Source organism: Bacillus sp. L_1B0_5 (assembly GCF_000836715.1).
Taxonomy (GTDB): Bacteria; Bacillota; Bacilli; order Bacillales; family Bacillaceae_G; genus Bacillus_A; species Bacillus_A thuringiensis_S.
The window spans coordinates 1-15,100 of sequence record NZ_JXIS01000010.1 but is presented as its reverse complement, the minus strand read 5'-3'; the positions used below and the strand labels follow the sequence as shown (position 1 = coordinate 15,100).

Below are 15,100 nucleotides of genomic sequence, written 5' to 3'. Positions count from 1 at the left end.
TGTGAAAAAATATGCATATCTTTCTTATATGTGCTAGGCACAAACAATCATCCCTGAGCATTTTAGGTGAAGAAACAAGCCATGCGGAATTTGATGACTTCAGGGAAGTGGCTTGTTATGTATTACGCCTTCTTATAGTGTCATTATTTCACACTATTTGCAATTGTACTTGCGATGTTTTGTAAATTTTCCATAGTGTATTCATTTTGGTGTGATTTCCAAACAGCACCGAAACCATCTTTTTCACCGTAGCGTGGAATTAAATGAAGGTGGAAGTGGAACACAGTTTGTCCAGCTTTTTCACCGTTATTGTTAAGTAGGTTAAAGCCAACTGGATTAAACTCTGCTTTAATCGCATTTGAGATTTTTGGAACGACAGAAAAAATGTGTGATGCGATTTCTGGCGTTAACGCAAAAATGTCTTGTTTGTGAACTTTCGGAATAACAAGAGTATGTCCTTTTGTTACTTGACTAATATCTAAAAATGCAAGCACATGTTCATCTTCGTATACTTTTGAGCAAGGGATTTGCCCGTCAATGATTTTACAAAAAATACAATTGTCTGCTGTATGATTCATTGATCTCATCCTTTCAAATATCCTTAGCCGTATTTTACCATAATTACATAAGAGAACAAACACGAAAAACAGGAAGCTGACTCAGCTTCCTGTTTTCTGAAGAGGGATTGAAAAAGCATTATCGTAATTTACGTTTCGCAGACACCTCATTTATTTAAGAAATGCACGGTAAATCGGCTAAAGTTTCTGCCGTAGACACCCCATTTTCAAGTGAAATGAATTGCAATCTTTTTTTAAAATGAAATTGTTTATTTTTTAAAACAGTATATGCTCTTTCGGAGACACCCCGTTTCGAAAATGAAACAAATAATCTGGTTATGTGTAAATTTCATTGTCCAACATGGACACCCCATTTCATGATGACTTCACTATGTTGTTGTACTCATCAATTGGTGGTTGCTTTTTCAATGTGTTCCTTCTTCAATAATTATGATGTCCGCTTTCGGGAAAATATATGCTAATAAATTTAAATTTTTTTTTTGAGTACATGGATACTATGTAGTACAGCATAATTTTTGGTAAGATGAATATAGAATGAATACTAATGAAGAAAGTGGTGTCGTATGAGCGAGTTATTGCGTGTAGAAAATGTTACAGGAGGATATACGAAACGACCTGTATTAAAAGATGTTTCGTTCTCTGTTAATAAAGGCGAACTTGTCGGCTTAATCGGTTTAAATGGAGCTGGTAAAAGTACGACGATTAAACATATTATCGGTTTAATGGAACCGAAAAAAGGAACTGTCACAATTAATGGGAAAACAATTCGTGATGATATGACAGCGTACCGTTCTAGCTTTTCATTCATTCCAGAAACGCCGGTATTATATGATGAATTAACGTTAGAAGAGCATTTGAAATTAACAGCGATGGCGTACGGCGTTGATGAAAAACAATATGAAGAACGTGTAGGACAACTATTACATGAATTTCGCATGAAAAATCGTTTAAAATGGTTTCCATCTCATTTCTCAAAAGGGATGAAACAAAAAGTAATGATTATGAGCGCGTTTTTAGTTGAGCCATCTCTTTACATAGTAGACGAACCTTTCGTTGGATTAGATCCGTTAGCAATTCAATCTCTTCTTCAAATGATGGATCAAATGAAAAAGAGTGGAGCCGGTATTTTAATGAGCACACATATTTTAGCGACGGCAGAGCGTTATTGTGATTCGTTCATTATTCTGCATCAAGGTGAAGTAAGAGCGAAGGGAACATTAGCTGAACTGCAATCACAGTTTAATATGCCAGGTGCAACGTTAGATGATATTTACATCGCGCTAACAAAGGAAGAAGATTATGAATAGCACAGCGTTATGGAAAGAACGATTTCGTCACTTTCTAAACGAAGTTCGTACATATAGTAAATACGTATTTAATGATCATTTGAAATTTATTTTCGTGTTCATCATCGGTGCGGGAGCGTATTATTACCAGCAATGGTTACAAACGTTAACATCTTCCTTTCCAACTGCGCTCGTAATGGCAGTATTAATTGGACTCGTGTTAACAGCTGGATCCATTCAAACGTTATTAAAAGAAGCGGATCTCGTTTACTTACTGCCAGTTGAAGAAAAGTTAAAACCTTACTTCACCAAGGCATTTCTTTTTACATTTATGATTCAGTTATACATAATCGCAATCGTAGCAGCTGCGCTTGCTCCGTTATACTTCCAACAAATGAAGCAAACCGGTGCTGGCTACATATGGATTGTCCTCGCATTTGTCATTGTAAAAGCGTGGAATTTATTCGTCGCGTGGGAAAAGTCATTTTTAACAGATCAAAATATACAAAGGGCTGATTGGTCTATTCGTTTTATCTTAAACGGTTTATTTGTATATTTCCTTGTAGAACGTACTTCAGTTCTTGTTATTGGCGGAATCGTTCTGCTCATGGTGTTATATCTTGCTATCATGCATCAAATGGTAAAAGGAAAGCCGCTAAACTGGGAGTATTTAATTTCTGAAGAAGGTAAGAAAATGATGCTGCTGTACCGAATTGCGAATATGTTCGTTGATGTACCAGCATTAAAAGAAAGAGTATCTCGCCGAAAATGGCTGGATTTCATTCTGTCGATAATCGGCGAAAAGCGTACATATTTATACTTATATACGAGAACGTTTTTAAGATCAGGTAACTATTTTGGATTATATGTGCGTCTGCTCGCTCTTGGAGGAGTTATTCTTTACTTCATTCCATTTTTATATGGACGATTTATCGTAAGTTTTATCTTCCTATACTTAATCGGCTATCAGCTATTAACTTTATGGAAACATCACCGCATGAAAATTTGGCTTGATTTGTATCCAGTAAAGGTAGATGAAAAGAAGAAAGATTTTCTTACTTTATTAAATGCGATTCTAATCATCGGGAGCGTAATCTTTACAGTTATATTTGCACTAGCAACGAAAGATTTCATGATGACAGGAATTTTACTTGTCGTAAGCATATTATTTAGTATCGGTTTCGTTTACCAATACGGGGCGAAGCGCATTGAGCGTTTAAATTGAAAGGAATGAACCTATGATTACATACGAAGAGAAGGTTATAAAAGAATTGGAGCAGTGGAAAGCTACATTCATGAAAGATTCTTCTATGATGACACGGTTCTCCAAAAAAGTGCAGACGAAAGTGCAACAACTCATTCCGGCGAAAGTACAAAAAGTGCTAACAGAGACGATCCGGATGATGGTACAAACAATTAGCGCCGGATCAAACTTTATAAAGCCGAAGCTAAAAGAGACGACATGGTCACTGCAAAGACGTGACGATGAAGTTCGTAAAAAAATGGATGAGTACAAAAAAATAGCAGCGGCAGAAGGAGCAGGGACTGGAGCTGGTGGTATTCTCCTCGGTCTTGCTGACTTTCCGCTTTTACTCGGCATTAAAATTAAATTTTTATTCGATGCAGCAACATTGTACGGATTTGATACGAGCGACAAAGAAGAGCGCCTTTTTATCCTTCACGTTTTCCAGCTTGCCTTTTCAAGTGACGACCACCGAAAAGAAATATGGAAAGCAATCGAAACATGGGATACAGAAGAAGAAAATCATATGGACTGGGAAAAGTTCCAAACAGAGTACCGAGACTATATCGATTTAGCAAAAATGCTTCAGCTCGTACCCATAATCGGTGCCCCGGTCGGCGCGTATGCGAACTATCAATTATTGCAAAGACTTGGGGAAGTAACGATGAATTGTTATCGTATGCGGTTGCTGAATAGGGATTAAAAAGAAGGCGTCCTACATGTGTAATGTAGGACGCCTTTTCTTAGAAGCTAAGTCCGATATAGCTAACTCCAACTATAATCAATACGATAAAAAGTACAATGATTAATGAAAATCCGCTCTTGCCAGCTTGTCCCGCTTCACCGCCGCCATTACCACCAAGTCCCATATGATATCCTCCTTATTGTTATATGTTGCTTTTACTTTATAACTTTCTGTATTTTCCAATAAATTCCTTCTGTAGTACTAACTAAATTGAAAATCATTTCGTTTTGTTTTATAATTTACTTACCGACCGGTAAGTAAAAATAAGTGAGGTACAGTATGACGAAGAATTTACAAACATCGCAGAACATTGTAGAGGCATCATTTAAACTTATGGCAGAACATGGCATTGAGAAGATGAGTCTTTCCATGATTGCGAAAGAGGTAGGTATTTCAAAACCGGCTATTTACTATCATTTTTCTTCTAAAGAAGCGTTAGTTGACTTTTTATTTGAAGAGATTTTTTCTGATTATCATTTTGCAAATTACTTCGATAAAGAGCAGTATACGAAAGAAAACTTTGCAGAAAAGTTAATCGCAGATGGTTTACATATGCTCTCTGAGTATGAAGGGCAAGAAGGAATACTACGCGTTATCAATGAATTTATCGTAACTGCATCGCGAAATGAAAAGTACCAGAAACGTTTATTTGAAATACAAGAGGATTTCTTACATGGTTTCCACGATTTATTGAAGAAAGGCGCGAGACTGGGCATTGTGTCACAACATGAAACGGAAGAAAATGCTCATACGCTAGCACTCGTGATCGATAATATGAGCAACTATATGCTCATGGGATTCCATTTAAAGTATAAAGAAATTTGGATTCGAAATGTGAAAAACGTCATGAAGGAGGAGTAAAGATGAAAATGCAAAAAAACTGGTGGCTCGGTTTTCTTGGATTTATTGGGGTTTATAAAATACCAGGTATGATTGAAGCTTTTCAAGCGGATGGAAGTTGGATGAAGTTAATCGGTTTCATTTGGTTACTTTGGTTCGGATATTTTATTCCAGAGAAGAAAGAAGATTAAATTTCAATTTTCTGTAAAGTTATGTAAAATGTAGATTAAGAGTATTCATATATTAGATTACTAGATTTGGAGTGGTTACATGGATCCATTGAAAAATGAAATTCACCCTGACATGGTCAAGGTGTGGAAAGTTCGTGCTGTAATTGAAGAAGGGATCGGTATACTCGTCATTTTAGCTTACCTTTTCCTTATGATAAAGTTTGATTGGTGGGCGTGGATTTTGTATGTGATGATTGGGCTAACAGTTGTGTTCGCACCATTTTCGTACTTCTTATTCCCGAAACTACGTCAACGTTATTACAGCTACCAACTAAATGAGGAAGAGCTTGAAATTCAGCATGGTCTTTTTGTCGTAAAGCGCGTATTAGTACCGATGATTCGTGTACAGCACGTAACGATTGAACAAGGTCCGATTATGAGAAAATATGGCTTAGCAGAATTACACATTTCAACGGCAGCAACTTCTCACAGCATCCCAGGCTTAACGATGTATGAAGCAGAAATGTTGAAAACGAAAATCGCAGAATTAGCGAAAGTGAGTGATGAGGATGTATAAGAGGCAGCATCCAATCACGATGTTATTAGAATTAAAAATAACAGATTTTATACCACTCATTATTTTCATGTTCAGCTTAAACGGAAAATTTCCGTTTTGGTATTTAATTCCCGCAGGATTTGGTTTACTCACCGTTTTTTCAGCATTTGAAAAATGGTATTACACAACATATTGGGTTGAAAATAACGTATTACATGTGAAAAAAGGTCTCTTCGTGAAAAAGGAGAGCTACTTAAATAAAGAACGTGTTCAAACGATTAATACAAGTTCTAACGTGCTCTATCAAATGCTCGGTTTGAAAAAAATTCAGATTGAAACAGCTGGTGGGGGCGATGAAGCAGAAGTTAGCTTAGCTGGTATTACGGCAGAAGAAGCGGCGGAGCTTATTGCTTTGCTAAATGAGCCAACTCCAGAAGTGAAAGCAGAAGGAACGTTAGACGAAGCAACAGAAAATACAGTAGAAAAAGAAATTGTTACAGAAGAAAAACAAGCGACAGAGTATAAATTAACTTGGAAAGAGATTTTATTAGCATCTGTTACATCTGGTCAATTTGGACTATTATTCTCTTTAATCTTTTTCGTCTATCACCAAGTAGATGAGTACATTCCGAAATGGATAGAGAATGGCGTAAAGTCGTATGTAATGGAACATGATATATATGGCTGGATTTTCATGGTAGCTATTTTGCTCGTTCTTTCGTGGGTTATATCTACAATTGGCTACGCGTTAAAACATGGTAACTTCACAGTAAATCGAAAAAATGATGAAGTCCGTATTTCGCAAGGGTTACTGGAAAGAAAAGAACTCGTACTAAAATTGCACCGTATTCAAGGTATTACGATAAAAGAAAGCATTTTACGCCAACCATTCGGTTATTGTTCTGTGCAAGTAGAAGTAATTCAAAGTAAGGGAATGGATGACGAAAAAGAAAAAGTTACGCTGCATCCAATTATTCGAAAAGATCGCGTGCAACAGTTACTCGCACATTTACAGTTACCATATGAACTGAATACAAACATTATTTCATTACCAAAAGCAGCATTGCGCCGCTATCTCATTGATAGTTTCATTTTCTTCGCTATGTTAGGAATCCCGCTTACTGGAATAAGTATATACTCTGAAAAGCACTTCATCATGTGGGCATTAATTCCGCTCGCGATCCTCATCTTTACACTTGGATACGCAACATTTAAAACAAATGGTTACAGTGTTAACGGAGAACAAATTACACTTGTCTATCGTAGCGTCGGAAAATATACAGGACTTATTAGAAGAAGACATGTCCAATCAATGGAGAAGACACAATCATATTTCCAGCGCCGAGCGGATTTATGTACGTATAAGTTTTCTAGTGCATCATCTAGTTATAAAATAGAGCATACGAGAGTAGAAGATGCGGAGAGAATGCAGGATTGGTATAAGAAGAGAATGAGTGAGGAATAATTTGAGAAAGCTTGCCTATTCTGAAGGGCAAGCTTTTTTGTTATAGGGAAAAGAGTCGTTTAATCCATATATTAGTACAACTACAGCAAACATGTATCAATACGCATGAAAAAAGGTAATATGCTTCTGTTTTGGGGAATATGTGGAATTTTTGATGTAAATGGTATACTAAAATACAAATAGTATTAGGAGGTTATATATGATAAGTCAGTTGAAAAGAGAAGCACTTGATGCATTAAAAGGAAGATGGGGATTAGCGGTAGGGGCAACTTTATTAATTGGAATCCTTATTGGAGCTGTTGAAATGCTAACAACAGGTATTTTCTCGATATTTTGGGGTTGGGAAGAGGCAAGTGATTCACTTACAGTAAGTATTATTGTAATGCTTGTTATTGGTCCATTAACAATAGGTGCCTATTATCTTGTTTTAAATGCAATTCGTGGGACTGATGCTCGCATTGGTCATATATTTAGATGGTTTAGCGATGGAAGTAAGTTGATGAAGTCGTTTTTAACATATTTACTAATGTATGTATACTTGACTCTATGGACATTACTTCTTATTATTCCAGGTATTATTAAATCATTTTCTTATTCTATGACATATTTTATTTTGAATGATCATCCAGAATATACAGCGAATCAAGCGATTACTGAGAGTCGTCATATGATGAATGGACATAAAATGGATTACTTTTTACTATGCTTAAGTTTCTTAGGCTGGTTCATATTAAGTATTCTTACTATAGGAATCGGTTTCTTATGGTTAGCACCTTATTTCTACGCGACATCAGCCGCATTTTATGAAGAGATTTCAAAAGAATATTATAAAAAAGAAGGCACTACTTTTTAATAAAACATATAAACCATCTGTTCCCTATATTCTTTAGGGGGTAGGTGGTTTTCTTTTTTGAGGACTTTGTCTAAAAAATAGGTAAGATTATTTTTAGGGAAAATAAAAGGAGCAACATAAATGAAATATACTTGTCCATGTTGCGTATATAAAGTGAAACTTTAATCAGTGGGGATTTTGTTCATTCCCCACTGATTATTAGTTCTCACCAATCGGGCATTTATGGGCAGCCCGCCTCCCGCCTAACTCCTTTGTTTTAGCTGAATTTTGAGGTGGGGGTCTTACTGTCCAGCAAATAGCGGGATAAAGTAATAAGAAGGACTAAATCGGTAAATTTTATTAATGGATATATTAGGAATGAATATGAAAGTATAGATGTATAGTCAATATTGTGTATTTGATGTTATCATATTGAATGATATGGAAATTTTTAATAGAATAAGTAACTAAAAATTCAAAGGTAATGAAGCTTTTGTTGTATAAAGAAAATACTTAGTAGTAATCAACAATATTAAAAATAAGATTCGTATTTATATAAATTTAGTAGAAATGGGGTTTTAAAAAGGAATGAGTATCAGCATAACGCGGCAAAAGATTTTGGCGGCCGCTTCTCAAATTGTGCAATGTAAAGGGGTTGCTAAATTAACCTTAGAAGCAGTGGCAAAAGAGGCGGGTGTAAGTAAAGGTGGATTATTGTATCACTTTGCAAATAAAGAAGCTTTAATAGAAGGTATGATAGTCAGAGGGATAGAGGATTATGAGGGCGCTATTTACAATAAAGTAGCGGAAGACTCAGAGAGGAAAGGGAGATGGGTTCGCTCTTTTGTAGAGGAAAGATTAAGTAATGAGAGAAGAACAGAAGAGTTGTCTAGTAGTATGATGGCAGCATTCATGTTAAAACCTGAATTACTTGAGCCATTACAACAATCATTTCAGCAACTGCAAAAGAATATAGAAAACGATGAGATAGATTCAGTATGTGCAACAATTATTAGATTAGCAGCAGATGGATTATGGTATTCGGAATATTTAGGGGTTGGCAGACTAAGCCCCGAGTTAAGAGAAAAAGTGATTCAAGCTCTTATTGGTAATTCATATAAATAGAATATACGAACTATATAATGTGAAAACAATTCACCATTACTTATTTAATGTAGTGGTGAATTGTTTTTTTTATTAGAAAAATAGAACAATTTTATAGAGTATTGAATTATAACCGTCCAGACGGTATAGTAATATTTGGTTTAAGAGGAAAATGAAACAAAAAAAGAATAAAAGATATTTTTAGCACACTATTCGAAAGGATAGGCCGCAAAGCTTAGAGTCTACGGTAATACATATTGGTTACTAAGATCGTCTGGTTGCACATTTTTGATGCAACCGGACGGTCTTTTTTTGTTATATAAATATAAAAAATAGGAGGGAACTATGCAAATGAAAAGTACTAAAAGGCATATTTCAATGGTTTCATTAGTTTTTCTAGTATTATTTTCAGTGCTGAATGTGTGGGCTCCAGTTATTCAAGCTGCTGTGATGAAAAGTTCAGTGGACGAAATTAATATTTCTCGTACTGATGGCACGACATCTGAACCGTATCAAGCCTCAGATGGTATGAAAGTAGAAGTGAAGTGGTCAGCTAAAGAAAAAATAAAAAGTGGAGATCAATTCACAATTGATATGCCAAAAGAGTTTCGAAAAGACCTTATGAATATGAGTTTTCCTTTAAAAGATGCTGAAGGAAAAACAGTTGGTACATGTGAGATGAAAAAGGGTCTATTAACATGTACTATGGGTGATTACGTAGAAGGAAAGAATAACATTAAAGGTTCTTTATTCGTAGAATTCTACTTTGGTCTAGAAGCATATGATGGTGTTAAAGAAATTCCATTAGAATTTAACGTTGATGGTCAAATCGTCAATAAAGAAGTAAGTGTAAATAATACGACAGAGAGACCGAAGCCACAGCCCAATACGGAAAATTTATTGAAATGGGGTTCTTATAATCAAGAAAATCCTTCAATTGCTGATTGGCTTGTATATGTAAATGCAACCGGAACAGAAATGCAAGATCTTAAATTAACAGATACATTAGGACCTGGGCATGAGTTAATTACAGACAGCGTAGTATTAGAAGAGGCTGTATTTGAAGATGGTTATGCACCAACAAATATTAAGCCAGCAGATTTATCTAACATTAAAATTAATGCAACAAAGACTGGATTTACAATTGAATTTCCAGACAGTTCAAAAGGCTATATTTTAAGATATAAAACAAAGGTTACAAATCCTGCTGCAAAGCCTCATAAAAATACTGTGAAATTAGAAGGTAAAAATATTAAAACTGAAGAAAAAGTAGGACAAGTATTTGTAAGTGGTGGGGGAGGATCCGGTTCAGGTGACAATAATCCACCTAGCATTGAAAAAAATATAGTTGATGAGAATGGCAAGCTTGTAGAGAATGAGCAGTTAACACAAATGGATCAAGTTATTCAATACCAAGTTGGTACACATATACCGAACGATCCTCCTAAATACACATCTATGGTAATTAGTGATGATTTAGAAGATGTTTTAGAAGTATTAGAGGCAAAGGTGTATGATCAAAATGGCCAAGATATTACTTCTAAAGGAACGTTAAATATAGATAAACAAAGAAGTGAAGTAACATTTACATTTGGTGAGAGTTTTGACTATAAGTCATATGAAGACCAGATAATTAACCTTAGTATTAAGGCGAAAATTAAAAATAATGCAGACTTATCTTCTTACGTAGATAAGAAGATTCCTAATAAAGCAGAATTACATTTTGATGATAAAACATTAACATCAAAAGAAGTAACCATTACGCCGCCTGAAGCTCCAAAAGACGGTACAGTATCAATTCATAAAATAGATGCTGAGAATCCGAACAAAGGGCTAAAAGGTGCCGAATTTGAAGTTCGAAATAGTGCAAATGAAGTTGTTGCAAAACTGAAAACGGACGAAAAAGGTTTTTCAGTACCTCAAACTTTAGCTCCTGGGACGTATAAAGTTTATGAAACAGTAGCGCCAGAAGGATATCAAAAATTAACAAGCCCAGTAGAGGTTACACTTCAAGCTGGAGAAACAAAAACAATTGAAATTAAAAACACTATGCAAAAGGGTCAAATTGAAGTAAAGAAAATTGATTCGGAAAATGGTGAAAAACCATTAGCAAATGCAGAGTTTGATATAGTAAAAGACAGTGTAGTAGTCGAACATATTGTTACAGATAAAGATGGTAAGGCAATCTCTAAACCGTTAGCACCAGGAAAATATATTTTAAAAGAAACAAAAGCACCTGAAGGATACCAATTAAAAGAAACAGAGTTCGAAGTAAATGTAACAGGGGACGGCATATTCCCAATACAAGTGGAAAATGCGATGGTAGACAAAGGTAATGTAGAAATTACAAAAGTGGACAAAGAAAACGGGGCAGTATTAGCCGGTGTCGAATTTGAAGTCCAAGATGAGAAAGATGGCGTAGTAAGAAAAGTAGTAACAGATAAAGATGGAAAAGCAAACGTTTCAGATCTATCAGTAGGAAAGTACAAATTAGTAGAGACGAAAAGCTTACCAGGTTATAAAAAGCTAACAGAACCAGTACCATTTGAAATAAAAAAAGGTATGACAAAAGCTTTAGCAATAAAAGTAGAAAATGAGCAGTTAGACAAAGGTTCAGTAGAAATTACAAAAATAGATAAAGATAGTCAAAAAGTATTAGAGGGCGTAGTCTTCGAAGTGCAAGATGAGCAAGGCAAAGTAGTAACAGAAGTAAAAACAGATAAAGATGGTAAAGCAAAAATCTCTGATTTATCAGTAGGAAAGTACAAATTAGTAGAGACGAAAAGCTTACCTGGCTACAAAAAGCTAACAGATTCAGTATCATTCGAAATTACAAAAGGTATGACAACAGTCCTATCATTGAAAGTAGAAAATGAACAGTTAGATAAAGGTTCAGTAGAAATTACAAAAGTAGATAAAGATAACAAAAAAGCATTAAAAGGTGTAGTCTTTGAAGTGCAAGATGAAGCTGGAACAGTAGTAAAGGAAGTAAAGACAGATAAAGATGGTAAAGCAAAAATCTCAGATCTATCAGTAGGAAAGTACAAATTAGTAGAGAAAGAAAGTTTACCAGGCTATAAGAAACTAACAGATCCAGTATTATTTGAAATCAAAAAAGGCATGACTGAAGTTCTATCATTAAAAATAGAAAATGAAATGGTAGATACGGGAAATGTAGAGATAACAAAGATAGATAAAGATAATAAAGCACCGTTAGCGGGAGTAACATTCATCGTCCAAGATGAAAAGGGTAATGAAGTTACAAAAGTAACGACAGATAAAGATGGAAAAGCAAATGTTTCAGATTTACCTGTAGGAAAGTATGAATTAGTAGAGGTAGAAAGTTTACCTGGTTATAAAAAGCTAGAAAAACCAGTATCATTTGAAATCAAAAAAGGCATGACCGAGGTTCTATCATTAAAAGTAGAAAATGAAATGGTGGATACAGGGAATGTAGAGATAACAAAAATAGATAAAGATAGTAAAGCTCCATTAGAAAAGGTTGTATTTGAAGTACGTGATTCAAAAGGAAAAGTAGTTGCGAAAGTAACGACGGATAAAGAAGGAAAAGCAAACGTTTCAGATTTACCTATTGGGAAGTATGAGTTGGTGGAAGTAGAAACACCGGCAGGATACAAACCACTAGAAAAGCCAATTTCATTCGAAATTGAAAAGGGTAGAGTAACAGCGCTAAAGCTAACAGTAGAAAATGAATTAGTGGATACAGGAAATGTAGAAATTACAAAAGTAGATAAAGAAAATAAAGATGCTTTAGCTGATGCAGTATTTGAGATTCAAGATGCAGCAGGACAAGTAGTCGCTAAAATAACGACAGATAAAAAAGGACAAGCACAAGTTACTAATTTATCAGTCGGCACATACAAGTTAGTAGAAGTAAAGGCACCAAAAGGGTATAAACAATTAGTAGATCCGATTACTTTCCAAATTGAAAAAGGCATGACAAAATCTCTTGCTTTAACAGTAGAAAACGAAATGTTAGACAAGGGAAATGTAGAAATCACAAAAGTAGATAAAGATAGTCAAAAAGTATTAGAAGGCGTAGTCTTCGAAGTACAAGACGACAAAGGCAAAGTAGTAACAGAAGTAACGACAGATAAAGAAGGAAAAGCAACAATTTCCGATTTATCAGTAGGAAAATACAAATTAGTAGAGAAAGAAAGCTTACCAGGTTACAAAAAGCTAACAGAACCAGTATCATTCGAAATCAAAAAAGGTATGACGAAAGTTTTATCATTGAAAGTAGAGAACGAACTGTTAGATAAAGGTTCAGTAGAAATTACAAAAGTGGACAAAGAAAGTGGCGCAGTATTAGCGGGCGTAACATTCGAAGTGCAAGATGAAAAAGATAAAGTAGTAACAAAAGTAACGACAGATAAAGAAGGAAAAGCAACAATTTCAGATTTATCAGTAGGGAATTACAAACTAGTAGAAGTAGAGAATTTACCAGGCTACAAAAAATTAACAGAGCCAGTATCATTCGAAATTAAAAAGGGTATGACAGAAGTCTTATCATTAAAAGTAGAGAATGAACTAGTAGATAAAGGTTCAGTAGAAATTACAAAAGTAGATAAAGATAGTCAAAAAGTATTAGAAGATGTAGTCTTCGAAGTACAAGATGAGCAAGGCAAAGTAGTAACGGAAGTAAAAACAGATAAAAATGGTAAAGCAAAAATCTCAGACTTATCTGTAGGAAAGTACAAATTAGTAGAGAAAGAAAGCTTACCAGGTTACAAACAATTAACAGAACCAGTATCGTTTGAAATCAAAAAAGGAATGACAGAAGTTCTATCATTAAAAATAGAAAATGAAATGGTAGATACGGGAAATGTAGAAATTACAAAAATAGATAAAGATAATAAGGCACCGTTAGCAGGTGTAGTCTTTGAAGTTCAAGACGACAAAGGCAAGGTAGTAACGAAAGTAACGACAGATAAAGCTGGAAAAGCAACAGTTTCAGATTTATCAGTAGGAAAGTACAAGCTAGTAGAAGTAGATAGTTTACCAGGCTACAAAAAATTAGAAAAGCCTGTACCATTTGAAATTAAAAAAGGTATGACAAAATCTTTAACGTTCACTGTAGAAAATGAAATGGTAGATACGGGGAATGTAGAAATCACAAAAATAGATAAAGACAGTAAAGCTCCAGTAGAAAATGTTGTATTTGAAGTACGTGACTCAAAAGGAAAAGTAGTTGCAAAAGTAACAACGGATAAAGAAGGAAAAGCAAACGTTTCAGATTTATCTATTGGAAAGTATGAGTTAGTAGAAGTAGAAACACCGGCAGGATACAAGCCGCTAGAAAAGCCAGTTTCATTCGAAATTGAAAAAGGTAGAGTTACAGCATTACAATTGACTGTAGAAAATGAATTAGTGGATGTAGGAAATATAGAAATTACAAAAGTAGATAAAGAAAATAAAGATGCTTTAGCTGATGCAGTCTTTGAAATTCAAGATGCAGCAGGACAAGTAGTCGCTAAAATAACGACAGATAAAAAAGGACAAGCACAAGTTACTAATTTATCAGTTGGCACATACAAGTTAGTAGAAGTAAAAGCACCAAAAGGATATAAGCAATTGGTAGATCCGATTACTTTCCAAATTGAAAAAGGCATGACAAAATCTCTTGCTTTAACAGTAGAAAATGAAATGTTAGACAAGGGAAATGTAGAAGTAACAAAAGTAGATAAAGATAGCCAAAAAGTATTAGAAGGCGTAGTCTTCGAAGTACAAGATGAGCAAGGCAAAGTAGTAACAGAAGTAACGACAGATAAAGAAGGAAAAGCAAACGTTTCAGATCTATCAGTAGGAAAATACAAATTAGTAGAGACGAAGAGCTTACCAGGTTACAAGAAGTTAACGGAACCAGTATCATTCGAAATTAAAAAAGGTATGACGAAAGTCTTATCATTGAAAGTAGAGAATGAACAGTTAGACAAAGGTTCAGTGGAGATTACAAAAATGGCTGCTGAAAGCAAGGAAGTCTTATCAGGAGCTGTGTTTGAAGTTCATGATGAAAAGGGAAAAGTAGTAGTGAAAGTAACAACAGATAAAGATGGGAAGGCAAAAATCGCAGATCTATCTGTAGGTAACTACACACTAGTAGAAGTAGAAGCACCAAAAGGATATGAAAAATTAACTAATCCAATTCCATTTGAAATTACAAATGGAATGATAAATGCAGTTCAATTAGAAGTATTAAACAAATTGAATCATTTAGCACCACCAGGTCCAGAAACACCAGATCCAGAAAAACCTGGAAC

Annotated in this window: 12 protein-coding genes and 1 riboswitch; of the genes, 10 read left to right on the top strand and 2 right to left on the bottom strand. The window is 34.8% G+C overall.

The window, feature by feature from the left end:
* Nucleotides 1–143: 143 nt before the first annotated feature.
* Nucleotides 144–578 (bottom strand): HIT family protein, encoded by a 435-nt coding sequence (locus RT27_RS03485; RefSeq protein WP_016082593.1) that lies wholly within the window; start codon nucleotides 576–578, stop codon nucleotides 144–146.
* A gap of 563 nt (nucleotides 579–1,141) precedes the next feature.
* Between RT27_RS03485 and ecsA the strand changes: the two genes are divergently transcribed.
* The 3 genes from ecsA to ecsC are packed head-to-tail and all read left to right on the top strand — an operon-like array spanning nucleotide 1,142 to nucleotide 3,810.
* Entirely contained in the window at nucleotides 1,142–1,885 is a 744-nt protein-coding gene (gene ecsA / locus RT27_RS03480; RefSeq protein ID WP_001292597.1) for an ABC transporter ATP-binding protein EcsA, read from the top strand.
* A complete protein-coding gene (gene ecsB / locus RT27_RS03475) occupies nucleotides 1,878–3,089 on the top strand; it encodes an ABC transporter permease EcsB (protein WP_043935326.1) in 1,212 nt (403 codons plus the stop codon). Before ecsA ends, ecsB begins: the two co-directional genes overlap by 8 nt.
* Before the next feature lie 13 nt (nucleotides 3,090–3,102).
* Nucleotides 3,103–3,810, top strand: a complete 708-nt coding sequence (gene ecsC, locus RT27_RS03470; protein WP_016082591.1) for an ecs operon protein EcsC — start codon at nucleotides 3,103–3,105, stop codon at nucleotides 3,808–3,810.
* Between the two features lie 40 nt (nucleotides 3,811–3,850).
* Here ecsC and RT27_RS32765 read toward each other — a convergent pair whose 3' ends face one another.
* The gene (locus RT27_RS32765; RefSeq protein WP_000522756.1) at nucleotides 3,851–3,976 is read right to left on the bottom strand and encodes a YjcZ family sporulation protein; all 126 of its coding nucleotides are present in this window, start codon (nucleotides 3,974–3,976) and stop codon (nucleotides 3,851–3,853) included.
* A gap of 155 nt (nucleotides 3,977–4,131) precedes the next feature.
* Between RT27_RS32765 and RT27_RS03465 the strand changes: the two genes are divergently transcribed.
* The 7 genes from RT27_RS03465 to RT27_RS03440 form a co-directional block, all read left to right on the top strand.
* Nucleotides 4,132–4,713 carry a TetR/AcrR family transcriptional regulator gene (locus RT27_RS03465; RefSeq protein ID WP_043935325.1) on the top strand — a complete coding sequence of 194 codons (582 nt, stop codon included), beginning with the start codon at nucleotides 4,132–4,134 and terminating at the stop codon, nucleotides 4,711–4,713.
* A 2-nt stretch (nucleotides 4,714–4,715) separates the two neighbouring features.
* Entirely contained in the window at nucleotides 4,716–4,883 is a 168-nt protein-coding gene (locus RT27_RS35105; RefSeq protein ID WP_000783815.1) for a hypothetical protein, read from the top strand.
* Nucleotides 4,884–4,962: 79 nt separating this feature from the next.
* Nucleotides 4,963–5,439: a PH domain-containing protein gene (locus RT27_RS03460; RefSeq protein WP_000371358.1), complete on the top strand. Its 477-nt coding sequence runs from the start codon at nucleotides 4,963–4,965 to the stop codon at nucleotides 5,437–5,439.
* Nucleotides 5,432–6,883, top strand: coding sequence for a PH domain-containing protein (locus RT27_RS03455; protein ID WP_043935324.1), 1,452 nt, complete (start codon nucleotides 5,432–5,434; stop codon nucleotides 6,881–6,883). Before RT27_RS03460 ends, RT27_RS03455 begins: the two co-directional genes overlap by 8 nt.
* 199 nt (nucleotides 6,884–7,082) lie before the next feature.
* The gene (locus RT27_RS03450) at nucleotides 7,083–7,736 is read left to right on the top strand and encodes a DUF975 family protein (protein ID WP_000625399.1); all 654 of its coding nucleotides are present in this window, start codon (nucleotides 7,083–7,085) and stop codon (nucleotides 7,734–7,736) included.
* 567 nt (nucleotides 7,737–8,303) lie between these two features.
* A complete protein-coding gene (locus RT27_RS03445) occupies nucleotides 8,304–8,840 on the top strand; it encodes a TetR/AcrR family transcriptional regulator (RefSeq protein ID WP_043935323.1) in 537 nt (178 codons plus the stop codon).
* A 172-nt stretch (nucleotides 8,841–9,012) separates the two neighbouring features.
* Nucleotides 9,013–9,105: riboswitch (cyclic di-GMP riboswitch) on the top strand.
* Between the two features lie 59 nt (nucleotides 9,106–9,164).
* Nucleotides 9,165–15,100, top strand: a 5,936-nt coding sequence (locus RT27_RS03440; RefSeq protein WP_043935322.1) for a SpaA isopeptide-forming pilin-related protein, incomplete at its 3' end; no start/stop codon positions are given.